General features: G+C 75.1%; 18 protein-coding genes. 12 read left to right on the forward strand and 6 right to left on the reverse strand.

Features of this window, described 5'->3' with window-relative positions; translation table 11 throughout:
* Window positions 1–32: 32 nt before the first annotated feature.
* From ACSUPT_RS22055 to ACSUPT_RS22075, 5 genes are all read left to right on the forward strand, one after another.
* Window positions 33–2,141 (forward strand): ATP-binding protein, encoded by a 2,109-nt coding sequence (locus ACSUPT_RS22055; RefSeq protein ID WP_436945346.1) that lies wholly within the window; start codon window positions 33–35, stop codon window positions 2,139–2,141.
* Between the two features lie 280 nt (window positions 2,142–2,421).
* Window positions 2,422–4,014, forward strand: coding sequence for a PucR family transcriptional regulator (locus ACSUPT_RS22060; protein WP_351966293.1), 1,593 nt, complete (start codon window positions 2,422–2,424; stop codon window positions 4,012–4,014).
* 250 nt (window positions 4,015–4,264) lie between these two features.
* Window positions 4,265–5,371, forward strand: a complete 1,107-nt coding sequence (locus ACSUPT_RS22065) for an EamA family transporter (RefSeq protein ID WP_436945347.1) — start codon at window positions 4,265–4,267, stop codon at window positions 5,369–5,371.
* 57 nt (window positions 5,372–5,428) lie between these two features.
* On the forward strand, window positions 5,429–6,874 hold the full coding sequence (locus ACSUPT_RS22070) for an aldehyde dehydrogenase family protein (protein ID WP_436945348.1): 1,446 nt from the start codon (window positions 5,429–5,431) through the stop codon (window positions 6,872–6,874).
* A gap of 587 nt (window positions 6,875–7,461) precedes the next feature.
* Window positions 7,462–9,399, forward strand: coding sequence for an acyl-CoA dehydrogenase family protein (locus ACSUPT_RS22075; protein WP_351968472.1), 1,938 nt, complete (start codon window positions 7,462–7,464; stop codon window positions 9,397–9,399).
* An 80-nt stretch (window positions 9,400–9,479) separates the two neighbouring features.
* Here the strand turns inward: ACSUPT_RS22075 and ACSUPT_RS22080 are convergent, their stop codons facing one another.
* Both ACSUPT_RS22080 and ACSUPT_RS22085 read right to left on the reverse strand, forming a co-directional pair.
* Window positions 9,480–9,941, reverse strand: a complete 462-nt coding sequence (locus tag ACSUPT_RS22080) for a hypothetical protein (protein ID WP_351968471.1) — start codon at window positions 9,939–9,941, stop codon at window positions 9,480–9,482.
* A gap of 142 nt (window positions 9,942–10,083) precedes the next feature.
* Entirely contained in the window at window positions 10,084–10,758 is a 675-nt protein-coding gene (locus ACSUPT_RS22085) for a helix-turn-helix domain-containing protein (protein ID WP_351968470.1), read from the reverse strand.
* Window positions 10,759–11,096: 338 nt separating this feature from the next.
* On the opposite strand from ACSUPT_RS22085, the gene aroA reads away from it, so the two are divergent.
* The 7 genes from aroA to ACSUPT_RS22120 all read left to right on the forward strand — a co-directional run bounded on the left by aroA (window position 11,097) and on the right by ACSUPT_RS22120 (window position 19,728).
* Window positions 11,097–12,329 (forward strand): 3-phosphoshikimate 1-carboxyvinyltransferase, encoded by a 1,233-nt coding sequence (gene aroA, locus ACSUPT_RS22090; RefSeq protein ID WP_361655851.1) that lies wholly within the window; start codon window positions 11,097–11,099, stop codon window positions 12,327–12,329.
* Between the two features lie 113 nt (window positions 12,330–12,442).
* A complete protein-coding gene (gene dxr, locus ACSUPT_RS22095) occupies window positions 12,443–13,702 on the forward strand; it encodes a 1-deoxy-D-xylulose-5-phosphate reductoisomerase (protein WP_351968468.1) in 1,260 nt (419 codons plus the stop codon).
* Window positions 13,699–15,000, forward strand: coding sequence for a M50 family metallopeptidase (locus ACSUPT_RS22100; RefSeq protein ID WP_399219645.1), 1,302 nt, complete (start codon window positions 13,699–13,701; stop codon window positions 14,998–15,000). Before dxr ends, ACSUPT_RS22100 begins: the two co-directional genes overlap by 4 nt.
* 184 nt (window positions 15,001–15,184) lie before the next feature.
* On the forward strand, window positions 15,185–16,339 hold the full coding sequence (gene ispG / locus ACSUPT_RS22105; RefSeq protein WP_351968466.1) for a flavodoxin-dependent (E)-4-hydroxy-3-methylbut-2-enyl-diphosphate synthase: 1,155 nt from the start codon (window positions 15,185–15,187) through the stop codon (window positions 16,337–16,339).
* Between the two features lie 145 nt (window positions 16,340–16,484).
* Entirely contained in the window at window positions 16,485–17,330 is an 846-nt protein-coding gene (locus ACSUPT_RS22110) for a GNAT family N-acetyltransferase (protein ID WP_436945349.1), read from the forward strand.
* Window positions 17,331–17,358: 28 nt separating this feature from the next.
* A complete protein-coding gene (locus ACSUPT_RS22115; RefSeq protein ID WP_351968140.1) occupies window positions 17,359–17,898 on the forward strand; it encodes a GNAT family N-acetyltransferase in 540 nt (179 codons plus the stop codon).
* A gap of 126 nt (window positions 17,899–18,024) precedes the next feature.
* On the forward strand, window positions 18,025–19,728 hold the full coding sequence (locus ACSUPT_RS22120) for a proline--tRNA ligase (protein WP_351968139.1): 1,704 nt from the start codon (window positions 18,025–18,027) through the stop codon (window positions 19,726–19,728).
* Window positions 19,729–19,731: 3 nt separating this feature from the next.
* On the opposite strand, the gene ACSUPT_RS22125 is transcribed toward ACSUPT_RS22120, so the two are convergent.
* The 4 genes from ACSUPT_RS22125 to ACSUPT_RS22140 all read right to left on the reverse strand — a co-directional run bounded on the left by ACSUPT_RS22125 (window position 19,732) and on the right by ACSUPT_RS22140 (window position 23,168).
* Window positions 19,732–20,820, reverse strand: a complete 1,089-nt coding sequence (locus ACSUPT_RS22125) for an SPFH domain-containing protein (protein WP_436945350.1) — start codon at window positions 20,818–20,820, stop codon at window positions 19,732–19,734.
* 342 nt (window positions 20,821–21,162) lie between these two features.
* A complete protein-coding gene (locus ACSUPT_RS22130; protein WP_436945351.1) occupies window positions 21,163–22,092 on the reverse strand; it encodes an aminoglycoside phosphotransferase family protein in 930 nt (309 codons plus the stop codon).
* Between the two features lie 54 nt (window positions 22,093–22,146).
* Window positions 22,147–22,563, reverse strand: a complete 417-nt coding sequence (locus ACSUPT_RS22135; RefSeq protein ID WP_436945352.1) for a DUF4439 domain-containing protein — start codon at window positions 22,561–22,563, stop codon at window positions 22,147–22,149.
* Entirely contained in the window at window positions 22,560–23,168 is a 609-nt protein-coding gene (locus ACSUPT_RS22140) for a hypothetical protein (protein WP_436945353.1), read from the reverse strand. The genes ACSUPT_RS22135 and ACSUPT_RS22140 overlap by 4 nt, the downstream gene beginning before the upstream one ends.
* Between the last annotated feature and the right edge of the window lie 83 nt (window positions 23,169–23,251).

Here is a 23,251-nt window from a genome sequence, read left to right on the forward strand (position 1 = left end):
GCGCGGCCTGGCAGCACAGGGGGCAGGGACAGATGGACAGGGACGGTACGTCGTACGAGGCACGGGGCACCCACGACCCCGCCCCGCACCCGGTGCCCGGCCCGCCCCGGCCCCCGGCCGCACCGCCCGTGCCGCCCGCCGCCCCGCCGCCACCGCGCCACGCGCCCGGAGCCCCGGCGGGGACGCCGATCGTGGAGTGGCTGCGCACCCCGAGGCCGGAGGCCGAGCCCGGGGTGTGGCGCTTCGGCCACCGCCCGCGCGCCGCGGAGGAGCCCGAGCGGGTCCCGACCCGGCGCCTCGTCGCCGGTGCGCTGATCTCGCTGCTCAGCGGGTGGCTGCTGTGGTCGCTGCTGTGGAACGGCTATCTGGGCCACTACTGGCTGTGGCCGCTCCTCGTCCTCACCCCCGACGAATGGCGCAGCGACCCGGTCACGTGGGCCGACGCCAGCAACGTCTACTACGCCGTGGTCGGGACCGGCCTGCTGATCTTCTTCGCCCGCATCGGGCACGTCCCCGAGCTGATCCGCCGCTGCGTCCGCCGCCCCCGCGCCACGGCCGCCCGGCCCACGCCGCCCGGCTCCGGCGCCGACCCCGCCGACTGGCCCGAGCTGCGTGCCGCCGGGCTGCACGAGGCCGCCGACCGGCTCGCGGAAGCCGCCCGCACGGGCGCCCTCGGCGACGTCGACTACGCCCGCATCCAGCGCGCCTGGCACGGGGTGCGCACCCACCCCGGCCGCCTCGCCGCGTTCACCGACGCCGTGCGCGCCCAGGGACCGGCCGCCTGCGGGCACCCCTCGGGCGAGCGGGACCTCCCGGTCCGCACCGCCACGCACGACCTCGCCACCGGCCAGGTCCGCATCGGCACCGCGGCCGACCACCCCCGCAACCCGTACGCCCGCCGCACCACCGGCGTCGCCCTGGAACCCGCCCTGCTGGGCACGTCGCTCCTCGCGGTCGGCCCGGCCGCGTCCGGCAAGACCGTCCACCTGGTCCGGCCCGTCACCGAGGCCCTGTGCCTCCAGGCGCTCGCCAACCGCGCCGCCGTCGTGGCCGTCACCGCGCAGGGCGCGCCGCTCGCCCCGGACGCCGCGTTCGACGTGGTCATCGCGGTGGGCCGCCCCGACACACGGCACGACATCGACCTGTACGGCGGCTCCGACGACCCCGACGAGGCCGCGCGCACCCTCGCGGAGGCCCTGGTCGGGGACCTCGTACCGGACAGCCGCCGCGCCGCGACCGCGCTGGCCCAGCTCATCGGGCCGTACCGGGCCGCCTACGGACGCTTCCCCGGCGTACCGGAGCTGCGCGAGCTCCTCGGCGGCGCCCCGAAGGTCCTCGCGGAGCTGCGCGCCGCCGTCGCGGGGGACCCGGCGCAGCTGAGGGAGCTGGACGCCCGCGCCCGGCAGGCCGAGCGGGGCGACGACGTGGCGGTCCTCCTCGCCGAGCGCGTCGCCTTCCTGGACCGCCCGGCGTTCGCGGGCTTCTTCCGCACCGACGGGGACGGCCCCCGCTTCTCGCTGCGCGCCATCGAGCACCCGCTGCGGGTCCGCGTCGACCTGCCCGAGCGCGGCCACGCCGAGGCGTCCCGGATCATCGCGCGGCTGCTGCTGGCCCAGTTCACGGACGCCGCGTCGGCCCGCGCCGACCGGTCGCTCTTCGCCTGCCTGGTGCTGGACGACGCCACCGACACGATCACCGCCGACTCGGTGCGCGCCATCCAGCGCCTCCGCTCCGCGCACGCGGGCGTCGTCCTGTCGCTGCGCACCCTCCAGGACGTGCCGGAGCCGCTGCGCGGGCCGCTGCTCGGCGCGGTCGGCTGCCGCATGGCCTTCTCGGGCCTCGCGCCGTGGGACGGCGGCCGGTTCGCGGAGGTGTGGGGCACGGAGTGGGTGCAGACCCGCGACGTCACCAACCGCCAGATCATCGCGGACGAGCCGCTCACCAAGGCCCTGCACTTCATGCGGCGCCTGGTCACCGGGCGCGCGGCCACCGCCGAGGCGGTGACGGTACGGGAGGTGGAGCGCCAGCGCTGGTCGGCCTCCGAACTGGCCCACGCCGTCCCGGCCGGGCACGCGGTCCTGTCGGTCACCGGCGTCCGGGGCGAGCACGCCCCGCCCCTCCTGGTGGACCTGCGCGCCTGACCGACCGGCGGGCGGGCCCCCGCGCCCGGCCGGCAGGGGGACCGGCGTCCGGTCCCATCCCGGCGCCGGGTCGGGCGCACCGACGGCGGCGCCTGGCGGTGCCCGGCCGCGTCGACGTGTCGACGTATCCACGCGCCGGGTGCCGCGGGCCCGCGGGATGGCGTGCGCCCGCCGGTGCGGTACGCCGCAGTCGTACGTCCTGGCAGAATCGAAGGGAGCCGTTCATACGGGACGGCGAAAAGCGCCGCCCCCGTCCCCGTCCCGAAGGACCGCCGGTCCCATGCCGCTCACCCTCGCCTCGCTCGTCCAGCACTCCGCGCTCAAGCTCGCCGTGCGCGCCGGCGCGGACCGCCTCGACACGCCCGTCCGCTGGGCGCACGTCAGCGAGCTCGCCGACCCCGTGCCGTACATGGAGGGCGGGGAGCTGCTGCTCACCACCGCCATGACGCTGGACGCCGAAGACGGCGAGGCCATGCGCCGGTACGTCCGCAGGCTCGCCCGCGCCGGGGTCGTCGGAGTCGGCTTCGCGGTCGGCGTCAACTACGACGAGATCCCCGCCGCGCTGCTGGAGGCCGCCCGCGAGGAGGGGCTGCCGCTCCTGGAGGTGCCGCGCCGCACCCCGTTCCTCGCGATCTCCAAGGCCGTCTCCGCCGCGCTCGCCGCCGACCAGTACCGGGCGGTGACCGCCGGGTTCGAGGCGCAGCGTGAGCTGACCCGGGCGGCGCTCACCGAGGGCCCCGACGCGGTGGTCGCCCGGCTCGCCGCGCACGTCGACGGGTGGGCGGCGCTGTACGACGCGTCCGGGGCCGTACTGACCGCCGCCCCCGACTGGGCGGCGCGCAGGGCGGCCCGGCTCACCCCGGACGTGGAGCGCCTGCGGGAACGCGCCGCACCGGCCAGCGCCGTGGTGGGCGGCACCGACGACCGGGTCGAGCTCCAGTCGCTGGGCACCGGGCGGCGCGTGCGGGGCGCGCTGGCGGTGGGCACCGGCGCGCCGCTCGGCACGGCGGAGCGGTACGCCGTCCACTCCGCGATCGCCCTGCTGACCCTCACCACCGAACGCTCCCGCTCCCTGCAGGCCGCCGAGCAGCGCCTCGGCGCGGCCGTGCTGCGGATGATGCTGGCCGGTCAGCCCGACCACGCCCGCACGGTCGCGGGCGATCTGTACGGAGGGCTGCTCGACGCGCCGTTCCGGCTGCTCATCGCGGAGGCGGCGGGCGACGCGGACCAGGCCGCCGAACCGCCGCTCGCCGTGCTGGCCGACGCGCTGGAGGCGGCCGCGGCCCGCGCCGGGGAGGCCGTGCTGACCGTCCCGGAGGGCGAGGACCGGCTGGTCGTCCTGGCCGAGGACGGGGGAGCGGTGGTCGCCGCCTGCGACGCGTACGCCGCGCGCGAGGCGGACGACGCGGGCGCCGTGATCGGCCTGTCCGCACCGGCCGGGCCGATAGCCGCCGCTACCGCCTACAAGCAGGCCGAGCAGGCCCTGTCCGTGGCCCGCCGGCGCGGCCGCGCCCTGGTCGAGCACGAGGAGCTGGCGACCGGCTCCCTGCTGCCGCTGCTGGCCGACGACGCCGTACGGGCGTTCGCCGACGGCATGCTGCGGGCGCTGTACGAGCACGACGCGACCGGCCGGGGCGACCTGGTGGCCTCCGTGCGGGCGTGGCTGTCCCGGCACGGCCAGTGGGACGCCGCCGCCGCCGACCTGGGCGTCCACCGCCACACGCTGCGGTACCGGATGCGGCGCGTCGAGGAGATCCTGGGCCGCTCCCTGGACGACCCGGACGTCCGGATGGAGCTGTGGCTCGCTCTGAAGACGACCGGCGACAGGCCGCCCGCGAACGGCAAGGGCGGGCCCGGCAAGGGCGCGAAGTAGCCGCGCACCCCGGCGCGCCCACGCCACCCCGGCGCGCCCACGCCACCCCGGCGGCCCGTCCCGGGCCCCGGCCCCCTGTCAACCAACCCCGCCGCCGACACCGCCGCCCGGCCGAAGACGGCCACCCCACCACCCCCACGACAGGAAAACCTCCCCACCAGCGCTCACCAGCCCCGAAAAGCAGGCCCCGCCTGCCCGGAATCGGGCAAATCCTTTGCCGTCCGGGCGCAAGATCCATACGCTCCTGCTCATGACAACCGCGCGCATCAGCGGCACCGTGTGGGCCGCGCTGGCGATCGTGTACCTCGTGTGGGGTTCGACGTACCTCGGCATCCGCATCGCCGTCGAGACCATGCCCCCCTTCCTCTCCGCCGGCGCGCGCTTCGTCGTCGCCGGCCTCCTCCTCGCCGCGCTGCTGGCCTGGCGCCACGGCCCCGGCGTCCTGAAGGTGACCCGCGCCCAGCTCGCCTCCGCCGCCGTCGTCGGCGTGCTGCTGCTCCTCGGCGGCAACGGCCTCGTCGTGCTCGCCGAGACCTCCGTGCCGTCCGGCCTCGCCGCGCTGCTCGTCGCGGTCGTCCCGGCCTGGGTGGTCGTCCTGCGCACCGCGTTCGGCGAGCGCCCCGGCCCCGCCGCGTACGCCGGAGTGGTGCTCGGCCTCGCCGGTCTGGCGCTGCTCAGCCTCCCCGGCCTGAGCGGCGACGTCCGCATCGGCGGCGTCCTCACCGTCGTCGTCGCCACCCTGATGTGGTCGGCGGGCTCGTTCTCCTCCTCGCGCATCCCGATGCCGCGCAACCCGTTCACCGCGAGCGCCTACGAGATGCTGGCGGGCGGCATCGGCTGCGCCCTCGTCGGACTGGTCCGCGGGGAGCAGCGCGGCCTGGACCTGGCGGAGGTGTCCGCCCGGTCCTGGGGCGCCCTCGCCTACCTGATCGTCTTCGGCTCGCTGGTCGCGTTCACCGCGTACGCCTGGCTCCTGCAGACCGCGCCGATCTCCCTCGTCGCCACCTACGCGTACGTCAACCCGGTGGTCGCCGTCCTCCTCGGCTGGCTCGTCCTGGACGAGGCCGTGACCTGGCCGATCGCGCTGGGCGGCGTCGTCGTCGTGGCCGGCGTGTGGCTGATCGTCCGCGCCGAGCGGCGTCCCGCGCCCCCCGCGGACAAGCTCACCGCCCCGGCCGACCGGCTCACCGCCCCCGCCGACCACCTCGCGGCCGCCCCCGACCGGCGCCCCGCCCCGGTCGCCCCCGTCGGGGAACCGGCAGGACCGGCCCCCGTACCTGCCGAACCGGCGGACCCCGAGGCGCGACCACTCCACGGCGGACAAACCCCCAGCGGCTCCTCCGGCCCTACCGTGTGAGCTGAGCGCCAAGCGCGTGCGCCAGACACCCCACTACTCGGAAGGGCCGGGACCGCGATGACTGCCACCCACGCCTTCTGGCTCGCCGGCCGCCAGGCCACCGGCGAGACCACCTTCGACGTCACCTCCCCCTGGGACGGCCACCTCGTCGGCCAGGTGAGCGTGCCCACCGAGGCCCAGGTCGAAGAGGCCGTGGCCGCCGCCCACGCCGTCGTCGACGAGTTCGCCGCCACCCCCGCGCATGTGCGCGCCGCCGCCCTCGACCACGTGTCGAAGCGGCTCGCCGAGCGCACCGAGGAGATCGCGCGGCTCATCACCGCCGAGAACGGCAAGCCCCTGAAGTGGGCCCGCGGCGAGGTCGGCCGCGCCGTGTCCGTGTTCCGCTTCGCCGCCGAGGAGGCCCGCCGCTTCAACGGCGGCGAGGCCCAGCGCCTCGACACGGACGCCGGCGGCACGGGCCGCCTCGCCCTGACGCGCCGCTTCCCCAAGGGCGTCGTCCTCGGCATCGCGCCGTTCAACTTCCCGCTGAACCTGTGCGCCCACAAGGTCGCCCCGGCCATCGCCGTCGGCGCGCCGATCATCCTCAAGCCGGCCCCGGCCACGCCGATCTCGGCGCTCATCATCGGCGAGCTGCTCGCCGAGACCGACCTGCCGGCCGGCTCCTGGTCCGTCCTTCCCGTGCCGAACGACCGCATGCCGGCCCTCGTCCAGGACGAGCGCCTGCCGGTCATCTCCTTCACCGGTTCGGACAAGGTCGGCTACGCCATCCAGCAGTCCGTGCCGCACAAGCACTGCACGCTGGAGCTCGGCGGCAACGCCGCGGCCGTCGTCCTCGCCGACTGGTCCTCCGAGGAGGACCTGGACTGGGCGGCGACCCGCATCGCCACCTTCTCCAACTACCAGGGCGGCCAGTCCTGCATCTCCGTCCAGCGGGTCATCGCGGACGCCTCGGTGTACGACCGGCTCGTGCCGAAGATCGTCGCCGCGGTCGAGGCGCAGGGCACCGGCGACCCGACCGACGAGGCCACCGAGGTCGGCCCGCTCGTCAGCGAGGACGCCGCCAAGCGCGTCGAGGCGTGGGTGGACGAGGCCGTCAAGGGCGGCGCCGCGCTCCTGACCGGCGGCAAGCGCGAGGGCGCGACCTACGCCCCGACCGTGCTCGCCGACCTGCCGACCGACGTGACCCTCGCCTGCGAGGAGGTCTTCGGCCCGGTCCTGACGCTGCACAAGGTGGACGGCGAGGCCGCCGCGTTTGCCGAGGTCAACAACTCCAAGTTCGGCCTCCAGACCGGTGTGTTCACGCACGACCTGCAGACCGCGTTCCGCGCCCACCGCGCCCTCGAGGTCGGCGGCGTGATCATCGGCGACGTCCCCTCGTACCGCGCGGACCAGATGCCGTACGGCGGCGTCAAGCAGTCCGGCGTCGGCCGCGAAGGCGTCGCGTACGCGATGGACGACTACACGTACGAGCGGGTCCTGGTCCTGACCGGCCTGGCCCTGTAACAGGCCACTCGTACCACCGAGCCGGCGGCCGGAGCCCACTGTGCGGGGGCTCCGGCCGCCTCTTCGTACAGGGCCTCAGAACTGCGGGAACGGGCGGATCCTGGCCGTTTGCGCTGTCGCGGGAACACGGGGCCGGTCTCCCGGCGGAGACGGGCTCGGCATGGCGCGGGGCGGCCCGTCGGCTCCGCCCCGCGGCATGGCCGCGCTCCCCGGGGCGGGGCGCGGGCGCCGGGGGAGTGCGGGGCGTCGCGCGCGGGGCCGCCGGTGTGGGCGCGGCCGGGGCCGCGTGGTTCACCCGGTCGGACCGATGGGGTGACGTCCCGGCAGGCGGCGGGCGTGTGCGCCGATCGGGGTCGCCCGGCAGGTCAGCGGTGGGGCGCCGGGAGGCGGTGCCGTCGCGGTGCCGCTCCCGTCGCCTTTTCGTACGCCCCGTCATCGGGTAACACGGACGGTAAGCCCCCCGACCGGCCCGCCCGACCGGACCCGGCCGCCCCGAGCGGCGGCCGCCTCCTGCCGGGCCCGCCGGCCACCCCCGAACCGGCCGGCCCCACCGGCCGGTCACCCCGAAACGCGGTGAGGTGAGCCCCATGCCCGGCCCGCACCACACACCCAGAGTCTCCGAGCGCGAGGCCCGGCAGGTCGCCGAGGCCGCCCGGCAGCAGGACTGGCACAAGCCCAGCTTCGCCAAGGAGCTGTTCCTCGGCCGCTTCCGCCTCGACCTGATCCACCCGCATCCGCTGCCGCCCGCCGAGGACGTCCAGCGGGGCGAGGAGTTCCTGGCCAAGCTGCGCGACTTCTGCGAGACCAAGATCGACGGCGCGCTCATCGAACGCGAGGCCCGCATCCCCGACGCCGTCATCGACGGCCTCAAGGAGCTCGGCGCGCTCGGCATGAAGATCGACACCAAGTACGGCGGCCTCGGCCTCACGCAGGTGTACTACAACAAGGCCCTCGCCCTCGTCGGCTCGGTCAGCCCCGCCGTGGGCGCCCTCCTCTCCGCCCACCAGTCGATCGGCGTCCCACAGCCGCTGAAACTGTTCGGCACCCCGGAGCAGAAGGAGGCGTTCCTGCCGCGGCTCGCCCGCACGGACATCTCCGCCTTCCTCCTCACCGAACCGGACGTCGGCTCCGACCCCGCCCGCCTCGCCACCACCGCCGTACCCGACGGCGACCACTACGTCCTCGACGGCGTCAAGCTGTGGACCACCAACGGCGTCGTCGCCGACCTGCTCGTCGTCATGGCACGCGTACCGAGGTCCGAGGGGCATCCGGGCGGCATCACCGCGTTCATCGTGGAGGCCGCGTCCGAGGGCGTCACCGTCGAGAACCGCAACGCCTTCATGGGTCTGCGCGGCCTGGAGAACGGCGTCACCCGCTTCCACCGCGTCCGCGTCCCCGCCGCGCACCGCATCGGCCCCGAGGGCGCCGGCCTGAAGATCGCGCTGACCACCCTCAACACCGGCCGCCTCTCCCTGCCCGCCATGTGCGCGGGCGCCGGGAAGTGGTGCCTGAAGATCGCCCGCGAGTGGTCCGCCGTACGCGAGCAGTGGGGCAAGCCCGTCGCCCACCACGAGGCCGTCGGCGCGAAGATCTCCTTCATCGCCGCCACCACCTTCGCCCTGGAGGCGATCCTCGACCTCTCCAGCCAGATGGCCGACGAGGACCGCAACGACATCCGCATCGAGGCCGCCCTCGCCAAGCTGTACGGCTCCGAGATGGCCTGGCTCATGGCCGACGAACTGGTCCAGATCCGCGGCGGCCGCGGCTACGAGACCGCCGACTCCCTCGCCGCCCGCGGCGAACGCGCCGTACCCGCCGAACAGCTGCTGCGCGACCTGCGCATCAACCGCATCTTCGAGGGCTCCACCGAGATCATGCACCTGCTGATCGCCCGCGAGGCCGTCGACGCCCACCTCGCCGTCGCCGGCGACCTCATCGACCCCGACAAGGACCTCGCCGACAAGGCCAGAGCCGGCGCCCAGGCCACCGCGTTCTACGCCCGCTGGCTGCCCCGCCTCGTCGCCGGACGCGGCCAGCTCCCGAACGCGTACGCCGACTTCCACCCCGAGGGCCACCCCGACCTGGCCCGGCACCTGCGCTACGTCGAACGCACCAGCCGCAAGCTCGCCCGCTCGACGTTCTACGCCATGTCCCGCTGGCAGGGCCGCATGGAGACCAAGCAGGCGTTCCTCGGCCGGATCGTGGACATCGGCGCCGAACTGTTCGCCATGAGCGCCGCCTGCGTACGCGCCGAACTGCTCCGCACCAACGGCGACCACGGCCGCGCCGCCTACGAGCTGGCCGACGCCTTCTGCCGCCAGTCCCGCCTGCGCGTCGAGGAGCTCTTCGGCCGGCTGTGGGACAACACCGACGACCTCGACCGGAAGGTCGTGAAGAACGTCCTCGCGGGCCGCTACACCTGGTTGGAGGACGGCGTGCTCGACCCCAGCGGCGACGGCCCCTGGATCGCCGACGCCACCCCGGGCCCCTCCACCCGCGAGAACGTCCACCGCCCCATCCGCTGACCGCGGGCGGCGGCACGGCCGCCGCCGGGCGGGTGGAGCGCACCCGCCCGGCGGACCGGCGCGCGAGGGCGCCGGGACCGTCAGATGTCGATGACCCGGTAGGCGATGGTGTAGACGCCGCCGGACCCCTCCAGCGAGCGGTACTGCACCTCGGCGCCCGCCTCGCTGCCGGTGACGAGCGTCGCGCCGAGCTTGTCGTCGCCGCTGGTCGTGTCGTCGTCCCACAGCGTCATGGTGCGGGCCTGCTGCTTGCCGAGGACGAGCGCCGCGTTGCCGTTCCCGTCCGTCATCGACCGGACGTAACCGGCGCCCATCGTCTGGTACTTGAGGCTGCCCGGCCACACCTTGACGGCGTTGCCGTTCGCGTCGGTGACCTTCAGGTACGCCTCGTCGTGGTCGCCCTCGCTCTGCTGGTGGCAGGTCAGCTCCAGCAGCTCGATGCGGACGTAGTCGATCGGCTCGGCCTGCGCGCTCCCGGCGAACCCGGCGACGCCGGCCAGCGAGAGCAGCGCGGCCGAAGCCACCCGAGTGATTCCACGCATGATCGTTCCCCCCTTGGGTGATGTGGCGGCCCCGTCTCGCGGAGCCCGTGCCTTCCCCCGGCACACCGCCCACTGTGCCGACCGCCACCGCCCCGCATCCACGTGCGTTCCACTCAGCGGAACACCGCCGGGCGCCCCGCCGTCACGCCGGGACCTCGACCCCCGCCCGGGCCAGCGCGCGCGTGACGGCCAGGGCGGCCTCGGCGACCCGGCCCGCCACCACCTCCAGCCGCTGACCCGCCTCGACCACCGCGGCCACCGCCCCCACCACGGCCCCCGCCGGCGACCGCACCGGCAGCGCCGCGCAGCAGACGCCCGCCATCACGTCCTCCCGGTCCAGTACGGCCCCGCCCCGCACCGGCCCCCGCAGCGCCTTGCCCAACGCCGTGTCCAGCGAGAAGACCTCACCGTCGCGGACCGGCACCAGCGACTCCACCCGCCCGGGCACCGAGCAGACCGTCAGCGCCCGGTCCTCGCGCATCACCGCGAGCAGCACGCTCCCCCCGGTGGCCGCCCGCAGCCGGTGCAGCGGCAGACGCCCCGCCGCCCGCAGCCCTGGGTGCGGTTGCCACGCCTGACCGAGCCGGTAGAGGTGCGCGCCCAGCCGGTAGCGCGGACCGCGGCGCTCCACGGCCTCCAGGGCCACCAGCTGCTCCAGCAGCCGGTGCGCCGTGCTCTTGGGCATCCCGCACACGGCCGCCAGCTCGGTCACGCCCGCCTCGCCACCGTGCCGCCGCAACGCGTCCAGCAGCGCGAACGCCCCCTCCAGCACCCCGCGCCCCCTGCCCGTCGCCCGCGTACGTACGGCTGTGTCCATGGCATCCCCCCGGATGGCGTGAGGGGGCCGCGCCCTCGAACGTCCGCGCGGCCCCGGCCCTTGAAGTCCGCGCACATGTTCCTCGGATCGGCGCGCCGGGTGAAACATTTCCGACGTGTCGCCCCCACCGCCGACACACCCCGCCCATGGCCGACCGCCCCCACCGCCGACATCCGGGCTCCGCCCTACCGCCCCCACCGCCGACATCCGGGCTCCGCCCTACCGCCCCCACCGTCGACACCCCGGTCCCGCCCCCCGACACCCCCCGACCGCCCGGCCCCTGACCACCTCCTGAGACGCCCGGCGCCCGTCCCGCCCCGCCCGGCAGGATGGGCGCCGTGACCGTCATCGACATACCCGGCTCCAAGTCCGTCACCGCCCGCGCCCTGTTCCTCGCCGCCGCGGCCGAGGGCACCACCACCCTCCTGCGCCCCCTGGCCTCCGACGACACCGAGGGCTTCGCCGAGGGCCTCGCCACCCTCGGCTACCGGGTGGAACGCGCCCCCGACGCCTGGCGCGTGACCGGCCGCCCCGAGGGCCCGCCCGCCGCCACCGCCGACGTCTACTGCCGCGACGGCGCCACCACCGGCCGCTTCCTGCCCGCGCTCGCCGCCGCCGGCCGCGGCCACTACCGCTTCGACGCCTCGCCCCAGCTGCGCCGCCGCCCCCTCGGCCCGCTCACCGGGGCGCTGCGCACCCTCGGCGTCGACCTGCGCCACGAGGAGGCCGAAGGCCACCACCCGCTCACCGTCACCGCCGCCGGGATCAGGGGCGGCGACCTCACCCTGGACGCCGGGCAGTCCTCCCAGTACCTCACCGCCCTGCTGATGCTCGGCCCGCTCACCGCCGAGGGCCTGCGCATCACCGTCACGGACCTCGTCTCCGTGCCGTACGTGGAGATCACCCTCGCGATGATGCGCGCCTTCGGCGCCGCACCCGTCCGCGACGGCGACGTCTTCACCGTCCCCCCGACCGGCTACCGCGCCACCACCTACGCGATCGAGCCCGACGCGTCGACCGCGAGCTACTTCTTCGCCGCCGCCGCGCTCACCGGCCGCGAGGTCACCGTGCCCGGCCTCGGCGCGGGCGCCCTCCAGGGCGATCTGCGCTTCACGGACGTCCTCGCCCGCATGGGCGCCCATGTCGAGACGACCGCCGACGCCACGACCGTGCGCGGCACCGGCCGCCTCCACGGTCTCACCGTGAACATGCGGGACATCTCCGACACCATGCCGACCCTCGCCGCGCTGGCGCCCTTCGCCGACGGGCCCGTCCGCATCGAGGACGTCGCCAACACCCGCGTCAAGGAGTGCGACCGCCTGGAGGTCTGCGCCGAGAACCTCCGCCGCCTCGGCGTCGCCGCCACCACCGGCCCCGACTGGCTGGAGGTCCGCCCCGGCACGCCCCGGCCCGCCGAGATCGCCACGCACGGTGACCACCGCATGGTCATGTCGTTCGCCGTCACCGCCCTGCGCACCCCCGGCATCACGTACGACGACCCCGGCTGCGTACGGAAGACCTTCCCCGGCTTCCACCACGCGTTCGCCCGCTACCGCGACACCGCGCACTGACCCGCGCCCGGCCGCGGCGGGCGCTCCCCGCCGGTGCGGACCGGGCGCCTCCGGATGTGGCCGGCCGGGGGAGCGGGTCGGAGGCCGCGGCGGATGCGGCAAGAATGGAGGGCATGAGCGACAGCCCAGCACCCCTCGCCGACCCGCACATCGCCTTCGATCCGGCCGAAGGCCGCCGGGACATCGTCGTCCTCGGCTCCACCGGGTCCATCGGCACCCAGGCCATCGACCTGGTGCTGCGCAACCCCGACCGGTTCCGCGTCACCGCGCTCTCCGCCGCGGGCGGCCGGGCCGGGCTCCTCGCCGAGCAGGCGCACCGGCTGCGCGTCCGCACGGTGGCCGTGGCCCGCGAGGACGCGGTACCGGCGCTGCGGGAAGCGCTGGCACGCCAGTACGGCTCCGAGCCCCTGCCCGAGATCCTCGCCGGCCCGGACGCCGCCACCCAGCTCGCGGCGTCCGACTGCCACACGGTCCTCAACGGCATCACCGGCTCCATCGGCCTCGCGCCGACGCTGGCCGCCCTGGAGGCGGGCCGCACCCTGGCCCTCGCCAACAAGGAGTCGCTCATCGTCGGCGGCCCGCTCGTCAAGGCCGTCGCCAAGCCCGGCCAGATCATCCCGGTCGACTCCGAGCACGCCGCGCTGTTCCAGGCGCTCGCCGCCGGCACCCGCGCCGACGTCCGCAAACTCGTCGTCACCGCGTCCGGCGGCCCCTTCCGCGGCCGGACGCGCGCCGAGCTGGCGGGCGTCACCCGCGAGGACGCCCTCGCCCACCCCACCTGGGCGATGGGCCCAGTCATCACGGTCAACAGCGCCACGCTCGTCAACAAGGGCCTGGAGGTCATCGAGGCCCACCTGCTGTACGACATCCCCTTCGAGCGCATCGAGGTCGTCGTCCACCCGCAGTCGTACGTCCACTCGATGGTGGAGTTCACCGACGGCTCCACCCTCGCCCAGGCCACCCCGCCGGACATGCGCGGCCCCATCGCCATCGGCCTCGGCTGGCCCGAGCGCGTCCCGGACGCGGCGCCCGCCTTCGACTGGTCCAAGGCGTCCACCTGGGAGTTCTTCCCGCTCGACACGGAGGCGTTCCCCTCCGTCGGCCTCGCCCGGCACGTCGGCGAGCTGGGCGGCACCGCGCCCGCCGTGTTCAACGCCGCCAACGAGGAGTGCGTCGACGCCTTCCTCGCCGGCAAGCTGCCCTTCACCGGCATCATGGACACGGTCACGGAGGTCGTCGCCGAGCACGGCACGCCCGCGCCGGGAACCTCGCTGACGGTCGCGGACGTCCTCGAAGCGGAGACCTGGGCCCGCGCCCGGGCCCGTGAGCTGGCCGCGCAGGCCGCAGGGACGACCGCGGAGGTCCGCGCATGACGCTACTGCTGACGATCCTCGGCATGGCGGTGTTCGCCGTCGGGCTGCTGATCTCCATCGCCTGGCACGAGCTGGGCCACCTCTCCACCGCCAAGCTGTTCGGCATCCGCGTGCCGCAGTACATGGTCGGCTTCGGCCCCACGCTCTGGTCCCGCAAGAAGGGCGAGACGGAGTACGGCATCAAGGCCATCCCCATGGGCGGCTACATCCGCATGATCGGCATGTTCCCGCCCGGCGAGGACGGCCGCGTCGAGGCCCGCTCCACCTCGCCGTGGCGCGGCATGATCGAGGACGCCCGCTCGGCGGCGTACGAGGAGCTCCAGCCCGGCGACGAGAAGCGGCTGTTCTACACGCGCAAGCCGTGGAAGCGCGTCATCGTCATGTTCGCCGGCCCGTTCATGAACCTGGTGCTCGCCGTCGCGATCTTCCTCGGCGTCGCCATGTCGTTCGGCTTCTCCACGCAGACCACCGAGGTCGCCGGCGTCCAGAAGTGCGTCATCGCGCAGAGCGAGAAGCGCGACACGTGCGCCAAGGGCGACAAGGTGTCCCCGGCCCACGCCGCCGGACTGAGGGAGGGCGACCGCATCGTCGCCTTCAACGGCGAGCCCGTCGCCGACTGGCCGACGCTCTCCGCCCGCATCCGCGACACGATCGGCCCCGCCACGGTCACCGTCGAACGCGACGGGCAGCGCCTGGACCTCAAGCCCGTCCTCGAACGGAACATGGTGGTCGCCAAGGACGCCGACGGCGAGCCGATCCCCGACAGGTACGTCCCCGCCGGCTACCTGGGCTTCGCGGCGAAGACCGAGATCGTCCCGCTCACCTTCGGCCAGTCCGTCGACCGCATGGGCGACATGATCGCGGACGGCGCCCACGCGGTCGTCGCCCTGCCCGGCAAGGTCCCCGACCTGTGGGACGCCACCTTCGGCGACGGCGAGCGCAAGGCGGACTCCCCGGTCGGCATCGTCGGCGCCGCCCGCATCAGCGGCGAGGTGATGAACCTCGACGTGCCCACGCAGAACATCGTCGCGACGATGCTGCTGGTCCTCGCCACGTTCAACCTGTCGCTGTTCCTGTTCAACATGCTCCCCCTGCTGCCCCTCGACGGCGGCCACATCGCGGGCGCCCTGTGGGAGTCGGCGCGGCGGCACCTGGCACGGCTGCTGCGCCGCCCCGACCCCGGCCCGTTCGACGTCGCCAAGCTGATGCCGGTCGCGTACGTCGTCGCGGGCATCTTCATCTGCTTCACGGTCCTCGTGCTCCTCGCCGACATCGTGAACCCGGTGAAGATCTCCTGACCCCGCCCGCCGCGGGCGGACCGCCACGGGACCGCGGCCCCGGCGCCACCGCGCGCCGGGGCCGCGCGGGCGGGGCGGCGCGCGCCCGCCGCGATGTGCTGGCGGCCGCCCCCCACCTGTAATCTCGGAGCCTGGAGCCCGCCGATATCGGGACCTCGATCCATACCTTGGGGTTGCACAGCAGATGACCGCGATTTCTCTCGGCATGCCGTCCGTTCCGACCAAGCTGGCCGAGCGCCGGAAGAGTCGGCAGATCCAGGTCGGCTCCGTCGCCGTCGGCGGGGACGCACCCGTCTCGGTGCAGTCCATGACCACGACGCGCACCTCCGACATCGGCGCCACGCTCCAGCAGATCGCCGAGCTGACCGCGTCCGGCTGCCAGATCGTCCGCGTCGCCTGCCCCACGCAGGACGACGCCGACGCGCTCTCCGTCATCGCCAAGAAGTCGCAGATCCCCGTCATCGCGGACATCCACTTCCAGCCAAAGTACGTCTTCGCCGCCATCGACGCCGGCTGCGCGGCCGTCCGGGTCAACCCGGGCAACATCAAGCAGTTCGACGACAAGGTCAAGGAGATCGCCAAGGCGGCCCGCGAGACCGGCACGCCGATCCGCATCGGCGTCAACGCCGGCTCCCTCGACAAGCGGCTCCTCCAGAAGTACGGCAAGGCCACCCCCGAGGCGCTCGTCGAGTCCGCCCTGTGGGAGGCGTCCCTCTTCGAGGAGCACGACTTCCGCGACATCAAGATCTCGGTCAAGCACAACGACCCCGTCGTCATGGTCAACGCCTACCGGCAGCTGGCCGCCCAGTGCGACTACCCCCTCCACCTCGGCGTCACCGAGGCGGGCCCCGCCTTCCAGGGCACCATCAAGTCCGCCGTCGCCTTCGGCGCGCTGCTCTCCGAGGGCATCGGCGACACCATCCGCGTCTCCCTCTCCGCCCCGCCGGCGGAGGAGGTCAAGGTCGGCATCCAGATCCTGGAGGCCCTGAACCTGCGCCAGCGCCGCCTGGAGATCGTCTCCTGCCCGTCCTGCGGCCGCGCCCAGGTCGACGTGTACAAGCTGGCCGACGAGGTGACGGCGGGTCTGGAGGGCATGGAGGTCCCGCTGCGCGTCGCCGTCATGGGCTGCGTCGTCAACGGCCCCGGCGAGGCCCGCGAGGCCGACCTCGGCGTCGCCTCCGGCAACGGCAAGGGCCAGATCTTCGTGAAGGGCGAGGTCATCAAGACCGTGCCCGAGTCGAAGATCGTGGAGACGCTGATCGAGGAGGCGATGAAGATCGCCGAGCAGATGGAGAAGGACGGCGTGCCGTCCGGCGAGCCCGAGGTCTCCGTCAGCTGACCGCCCGCCGGCCGGCCGCCCGACCCCGTGGGAGCGGGCGGCCGGCCGGCCCGGGCGCCGTCCGGGAGCGGACCGTGCCCGCCGCATGCCCCCCGCGGCGCCGGGTACAGTGCGTCAGACCGACAGACCCACTGGTGAGGCCCCCGTGTTGACGCACACCACCACCCGGGTCCTCGAGCCCGGGGACCTCGGCGCCGCGCTCGCCGTCCTGGACAGCGAGCCCGTGGCCAACGCGTTCGTCACCGCCCGCGTCCAGGCCGCCGGCCTCGACCCGTGGCGCCTCGGCGGCGAGATGTGGGGCTGGTACTCCGAGGGGCGGCTGCGCTCCCTGTGCTACTCGGGCGCCAACCTCGTCCCCGTCTGCGCCACCCCCGAGGCGGTCCGCGCCTTCGCCGACCGGGCCCGCCGCGCCGGCCGCCGCTGCTCCTCCATCGTCGGCCCCGCCGAGGCGACGGCCGAGCTGTGGCGCCTCCTGGAACCGAGCTGGGGCCCCGCCCGCGACGTACGGCCGCACCAGCCGCTGATGGTCACCGAACGGCCCTCCGCCGACGTGGAGCCCGACCCGCTGGTCCGCCGCGTCCGCAAGGACGAGATGGACCTGATCATGCCGGCGTGCGTGGCGATGTTCACCGAGGAGGTCGGCGTCTCCCCGATGGCGGGCGACGGCGGGCTGCTCTACCAGGCGCGCGTCGCCGAACTGGTGTCCTCCGGCCGGTCCTTCGCCCGCGTCGAGGACGGCAAGGTCGTCTTCAAGGCGGAGATCGGCGCGGCCACCTCCAAGGCGTGCCAGATCCAGGGCGTGTGGGTGGCGCCCGAGTACCGCGGCCGGGGCCTGTCCGAGACCGGCATGGCCGCGGTCCTGCGGTACGCCCTCGCCGACGTGGCGCCGGTCGTCAGCCTGTACGTCAACGACTACAACGCCCCCGCCCGCGCCGCGTACCGCAAGGTCGGCTTCCGCGAGGTCGGCGCGTTCATGAGCGTGCTGTTCTGAGGGCGCCGGCGCGACGTAGGGTCGGTCCATGGATGACGTCGTGACGGTCGGACCGCTCGACCTGACGGCACGGGTGGATGACGCGCTGGCCGTGCAGGCCCTCGCCTTCGGGCTGAGCGAGAGCGAGATCGCGGTGCGCCGCCACATCGTGGTCCGGCACATGGAGTGCCCGGGCGCCCGCGCGTTCGGCGCGACCACCCCGGACGGCCGGCTCGTCGGCTTCGTGTACGGCATGCCCAACGACCGCGCCCACTGGTGGTCGACGGTCGTCCAGCCCTACCTGGTCCGCGAGGGCGCCGAGGGCTGGCTCGACGACTCGTTCGTCATCACCGAGCTGCACGTCCACCCCGCCCACCAGGCCCGCGGCATCGGCACGCGGCTGCTCACCACCATCACCGGCACCGCCCGGGAGCCGCGCTCCATCCTGTCCGCCATCGACATCGAGAGCCCCGCCCGCCGGCTGTACCGCTCCCTCGGGTACGTGGACCTCGCCCGCCGGGTCCACTTCCCCAGCGCCCCCCGCCCGTACGCCGTCATGGGCGCCCCACTGCCCCTGCGCCGCCGCTGAGCCCGGTGCCCGCCGCCCCGGCGCGGCCGCCCGCCGCCCGTGTGGCGGCGGCAACTGATTTCCTCGCGCCGGGGGCACCCGGCTAACCTCCTGCACATCACACTTTTCACCGCAGGAGAGATCCCCATGGCCCAGGTCCAGCGCATGTCCCGGTTGATGATCAAGACACTGCGCGACGACCCGGCGGACGCCGAGACGCTCAGCCACAAGCTGCTCGTCCGCGCCGGATACGTCCGCCGCAACGCCGCCGGCATCTGGTCCTGGCTGCCGCTCGGCAAGAAGGTCCTGGAGAACGTCGCCCGCGTCGTGCGCGAGGAGATGGACGCCATCGGCGCCCAGGAGGTCCTGCTGCCCGCGCTGCTGCCGAAGGAGCCGTACGAGGCGACCGGCCGCTGGGAGGAGTACGGCGCCGAGCTGTTCCGCCTCCAGGACCGCAAGGGCGCCGACTACCTGCTCGGCCCCACCCACGAGGAGATCTTCACCCAGCTGGTCAAGGACCAGTGCACGTCCTACAAGGACCTGCCGGTGATCCTCTACCAGATCCAGACCAAGTACCGCGACGAGGCCCGCCCCCGCTCCGGCATCCTGCGCGGCCGCGAGTTCCAGATGAAGGACTCGTACTCCTTCGACACCACCGACGAGGGCCTCGCCGAGTCGTACCGCCTGCACCGCGAGGCGTATGTGCGGATCTTCGAGCGCCTGGGCCTCCGCCACAAGATCGTCTCCGCGATCTCCGGCGCGATGGGCGGCTCGGCGTCCGAGGAGTTCCTGGCCCCGGCCGCCGCCGGCGAGGACACCTTCGTGTACTGCCCGTCCTGCGACTACGCCGCCAACACCGAGGCCGTCACCTTCGCGGGCGGCGAGCCCGTCGACGGCTCCGCGCACGGTCCCGTCGAGGAGCTGGACACCCCGGACACGCCGACCATCGAGACGCTCGCCGAGCACCTGGGCGTACCGGCCTCCGCCACGCTGAAGAACCTGCTGGTGAAGGTCGACGGCGAGATCGTCGCCGTGGGCGTCCCCGGCGACCGGGAGGTCGACCTCGGCAAGCTGGAGGACCACCTCGCCCCGGCCGTCGTCGAGATGGTCACCGCCGAGGACTTCGTCGGCCGCCCCGACCTGGTGCGCGGCTACGTCGGCCCGCAGGGCCTGGAGAAGGTCCGCTACATCGCCGACCCGCGCGTCGCCCCCGGCACCGCCTGGATCACCGGCGCCAACAAGCAGGACAAGCACGCCAGGAACGTCGTGTGCGGTCGCGACTTCCAGGTGGACGACTACCTCGACGTCGTCGTGGTCGAGGAGGGCGACCCCTGCCCGAAGTGCGGTACGGGCCTGAAGCTGGACCGCGCCATCGAGATCGGCCACATCTTCCAGCTCGGCCGCAAGTACACCGACGCCTTCCAGCTGGACGTGCTCGGCCAGAACGGCAAGCCGGTCCGCGTCACCATGGGCTCGTACGGCATCGGCGTCTCCCGCGCCGTCGCCGCCCTCGCCGAGCAGACCGCCGACGACAAGGGCCTGTGCTGGCCGCGCGAGATCGCCCCGGCGGACGTCCATGTCGTCGCGGCGGGCAAGGCGCTCCAGACGGAGCTGGCCCTGGAGGTCTCCGAGAAGCTCCGTGAGGCCGGGCTGCGCGTGCTGGTCGACGACCGGGCCGGTGTCTCGCCGGGCGTGAAGTTCACCGACGCGGAGCTGATCGGCGTGCCGAAGATCCTCGTCGCCGGGCGCCGCTCCGGTGAGGGCGTCGTCGAGCTGAAGGACCGCCGCACCGGCGAGCGCGAGGAGCTCACCGTCGAGGAGGCGGTCGCCCGCCTCACCGCCGCCGAGTAGGTCTCACAGGCACCCCGCCGTACCGGCGTCGTCGTCCCGCAGCGGGGCGGTCGGCGCCGGTCGGCGTACGGGCTCCGGACGGCGCGTCTCCCCGTACGGCGGCGCCGCGGCGGCCCGCTGCGGCGCGGGTCCCAGCTCGGGGCGTTCCCCGGCCGCGAGCCGCCCGCGCTCCTCGCCGGACCGGCCCTCGCCGGACCGCCCGTCGTCGCTCCGCGTCCGCTCCGTGCCGTCGCCGGTGTCCTCCCGCCGCGTGTCGTCCCCGGATCCGGCCCCGCGCCGCCCCTCTGCCCGGGACTCCGCGGCCTGGGACTCGGCGGTCCGGGACTCTGCGGCCTCGGCGGACCGCTCCAGGAACCGCAGCAGCTCCACCGGGATCGGCAGCACCAGCGTCGAGTTCTTCTCGGCGGCCACCGCCATCACCGTCTGGAGCAGCCGCAGCTGGAGTGCCGAAGGCGTGTCGGCCATCTCCCGCGCGGCCTCCGACAGCTTCTTGGACGCCTGCAGCTCCGCGTCCGCGTTGATCAGCCGGGCCCGCCGCTCACGGTCCGCCTCGGCCTGCCGGGCCATGGAGCGCTTCATCGTCTCGGGCAGCGACACGTCCTTGATCTCGACGCGGTCGATGGTGACGCCCCACTCGACGGCCGGATTGTCGATCATCAGCTCCAGGCCCTCGTTGAGCTTCTCCCGGTTGGAGAGCAGATCGTCCAGGTCGCTCTTGCCGATGATGGAGCGCAGCGAGGTCTGCGCGATCTGCGAGACGGCGAAGCGGTAGTCCTCGACCCGGATCACGGCGTCCACCGGGTCCACGACCTTGAAGTAGATCACCGCGTCCACCCGGACCGTGACGTTGTCGCGGGTGATGCCGTCCTGGGCGGGCACGGGCATCGTCACGATCTGCAGGCTGACCTTCCGCATACGGTCGACGAACGGGACGATGAAGGTGAGCCCCGGCCCCCGCACACGGCTGCGCAGCCGCCCGAACCGCAGCACGACGCCCTGCTCGTACTGCCGGACGACCCTGGCGGCGGCCCCGGCGTACGCGATGGCGGCCGAGCCGGCCAGCACCGCCGCGGTCAGCAGTTCCTCGCCCATGACGACCCCCTGCCGTCGGTCGAACCCGAGTGCGATGAACGGGCTAAAGCCCATAGTGCACCCATATGGGCGCTATGGGGCCGCCCCGCGCGGCCGCACCGCAGACAGCCGCGCGGGGCGGCGGGGTCGACCGCAGTCGGGCCCTGGGGCAGGCGCGGCGGGCAGGACCGCAGGCAGGGCCGCACCCAGGCAGGGCGGCCGCGCGCGACCGCACAGCAGGCAGGCGTCAGAGCAGGCAGGGCCACCCCGCGCGACCGCACATCAGGCAGGCCTCAGAGCAGGCAGGGCCGCACCCAGGCAGGGCGGCCGCACCGCAGGCGGGTTCACATCGCAGGCGGGGCGTCAGAGCCAGCCGGCGAACTCCAGCAGCGGTTCCGCCTCGCGCAGCCGCCCGGCCGCCAGCGCCCGCGTCCCGGACTCCACCGCCCGGAACAGCGTCCAGCCGCGCAGCCGCTCCCCGTCCACGTCCAGCGAGTCCGCCAGCTTCGCCACCCGCCGCCGGGCCGCCGTCGCGCCGGACGCCTCCGCCACCAGGTCCTCCACGCGGTCCCGCGCCAGCCGCGCCAGGTCGTACGCCCGCTCGCCCACCACCGGCTCGGGCCCCACGGCGAGCCACGGCGCGCGGTCGCCCGCCAGGACCTTGCCCTGCCGGAAGCAGCCGTGCAGCAGCAGCGCCTCGTCCTGCGGGGGCTTGGCCACCAGCGCCTCGCGGGCCTCCAGGGCCGCCGCCACCAGGGCGCCCACCGCCTCGTCGGCCCGGTACGCGGCCATCGCGCCCGCCATCCGCGCCGTCCGGTCCGCCACCGACTCGAACCCGTGCCCCTCCGGCGGCGCCACCCACAGCCGCCGTACCGTTCCGGCGGCCTCCAGCAGCGCCTTCGCCTCCGGCAGGGAGCGCAGCGACACATCGGGCCGCAGCCGCTCCAGCAGCAGCCCCGGCGCGTCCGCCCCGTCGTCCAGCAGCCGCACCGCGCCCCAGCCGTTCCAGCGGGCCAGCGCCTCCCGCTCCAGGGCGGGCGCGGCGAACGGCGGCGCCAGCTTCAGCGCGGCGGGCTCCCCGTCGGCGCGCCGCACCAGGGCCACGACGCTGCTGCGCCCGCCCGGCTCCACCACCCGCTCCGCGGTCGCGCCCCGCGCGGTCAGCGCCTCGCGCGCGATGTCCGGCAGCCCGCCGAGCCACGCGCCCGCGGCGGCCTCGCCGTACGTCTCGCCGAGCGCCCGCGCGACACGGCGCGGCGGTTCGAACAGGGGGGCGTCAGCGGCGTGGGCCATACGTGCGGGGTCACCTTCCGGTACTGCGGCGCGGGCCGCGCGGGGGAGCGGGGCTCACGATCGCTCGGCGAGCCCAGGAAAGGCTACGCCGCCGCCCCGCCAGCGGACGGCCCGCACCGCCGCCTCGCGCAGCGCGGCCGCCGCGTCCCGGCGCAGGGCCCTTCCGGAGGCCCGTACGAGATCGGCGTACGCGCCCGCCACCCGGTCCTCCAGCAGGGCCGCCAGCCGGACCGCCGCCTCCTCGTCCGGGACCGGGAACGGCAGCGCGTACGCGGGCGCCGACACCGGTGCCGTACCGCCCAGGTCCCGCACCGTCCGGGCCGCCGCGTCCCGCCGCGCCCGGTGCGCCGCGTGGCCCGCCCCGGCCTCCGCCCGGCGCGCGGCGCCCACCCGGGCGCCGACGACCCCGTACCCGTACACGGCCGCGTGCTCCGCCGCCACGACCGCCCGCGCGGCCTCCAGGGCGCTCATGCCCCGCTCCCCTCGGTCAGCAGGTACGCGTGGGCGGCGCCCGCGGCGGCGACCGACGCCAGCAGCCGGGCCAGTTCGGGCGGCGCCCCGGCCAGGGCGGCGGTGTGCGCTGCGGCGGTACGGGACGCCAGCGCGGCCAGCTCCCCGAGCGCGGCCCCCGGCTCCGCCGGCACCCCGCGGGGGAACGGCCCGGTACCGGGCACCGCCGCACCGGACGCGCCGGGAGACGCCGCGGCCCCCGCCGGGCGCCCGGCCCCGGACGGCGCCGCACCGGTCGCCGCGCCGCCCGTCGGGGCCACCGCGCCGGGGCTCGCCGTCCCGGCGGCGCGCTCGCCCGCGGGCGCCAGCGCCGCGACGTGCAGGGCCGTCGCCTCGCGCAGTGGCGCCAGCCGCGCGCCCAGGCCCGGATGGGCGCCCAGCACCTCGTCGTAACCCGCGAGGAGTACCCCGCTCACCCCTGCCGACCTGCGGCGCAGGGCCGCCTCGGCACGGCGCGCGCGCTCCGCCTCCGAGGGGCGCGACGCGCCGCCCCGCTCACCCTCGCCGGCGCCGGAACCAGAGCATCCGGCCAGCGCGGCGGGCGCCGCGGCGGCCGTCGCGGCCATGGTGAGTGCACGTCTCCGCGTCATCCCCGTGCGCCCCACGCGTCACTCCTTCGGGTACATCCATCGAAGATCACCGCAGGCGA

Origin of the sequence: Streptomyces sp. SudanB25_2051, assembly GCF_964272635.1 — a bacterium.
In the GTDB taxonomy this organism is placed as follows: domain Bacteria; phylum Actinomycetota; class Actinomycetes; order Streptomycetales; family Streptomycetaceae; genus Streptomyces.

Coding starts and splice junctions, on each gene's coding strand:
- ACSUPT_RS22070 (WP_436945348.1), top strand. CDS start 5,429: ATGACTGCCACCCACGCCTTCTGGCTCGCCGGCCGCCAGGCCACCGGC.
- ACSUPT_RS22075 (WP_351968472.1), top strand. CDS start 7,462: ATGCCCGGCCCGCACCACACACCCAGAGTCTCCGAGCGCGAGGCCCGG.
- dxr (WP_351968468.1), top strand. CDS start 12,443: ATGAGCGACAGCCCAGCACCCCTCGCCGACCCGCACATCGCCTTCGAT.
- ACSUPT_RS22100 (WP_399219645.1), top strand. CDS start 13,699: ATGACGCTACTGCTGACGATCCTCGGCATGGCGGTGTTCGCCGTCGGG.
- ACSUPT_RS22085 (WP_351968470.1), bottom strand. CDS start 10,758: ATGGACACAGCCGTACGTACGCGGGCGACGGGCAGGGGGCGCGGGGTG.
- ACSUPT_RS22060 (WP_351966293.1), top strand. CDS start 2,422: ATGCCGCTCACCCTCGCCTCGCTCGTCCAGCACTCCGCGCTCAAGCTC.
- ACSUPT_RS22065 (WP_436945347.1), top strand. CDS start 4,265: ATGACAACCGCGCGCATCAGCGGCACCGTGTGGGCCGCGCTGGCGATC.
- ACSUPT_RS22080 (WP_351968471.1), bottom strand. CDS start 9,941: ATGCGTGGAATCACTCGGGTGGCTTCGGCCGCGCTGCTCTCGCTGGCC.
- ACSUPT_RS22130 (WP_436945351.1), bottom strand. CDS start 22,092: ATGGCCCACGCCGCTGACGCCCCCCTGTTCGAACCGCCGCGCCGTGTC.
- ACSUPT_RS22135 (WP_436945352.1), bottom strand. CDS start 22,563: ATGAGCGCCCTGGAGGCCGCGCGGGCGGTCGTGGCGGCGGAGCACGCG.
- ACSUPT_RS22055 (WP_436945346.1), top strand. CDS start 33: ATGGACAGGGACGGTACGTCGTACGAGGCACGGGGCACCCACGACCCC.
- ACSUPT_RS22120 (WP_351968139.1), top strand. CDS start 18,025: ATGGCCCAGGTCCAGCGCATGTCCCGGTTGATGATCAAGACACTGCGC.
- ACSUPT_RS22140 (WP_436945353.1), bottom strand. CDS start 23,168: ATGGCCGCGACGGCCGCCGCGGCGCCCGCCGCGCTGGCCGGATGCTCT.
- ACSUPT_RS22115 (WP_351968140.1), top strand. CDS start 17,359: ATGGATGACGTCGTGACGGTCGGACCGCTCGACCTGACGGCACGGGTG.
- ACSUPT_RS22125 (WP_436945350.1), bottom strand. CDS start 20,820: ATGGGCGAGGAACTGCTGACCGCGGCGGTGCTGGCCGGCTCGGCCGCC.
- ispG (WP_351968466.1), top strand. CDS start 15,185: ATGACCGCGATTTCTCTCGGCATGCCGTCCGTTCCGACCAAGCTGGCC.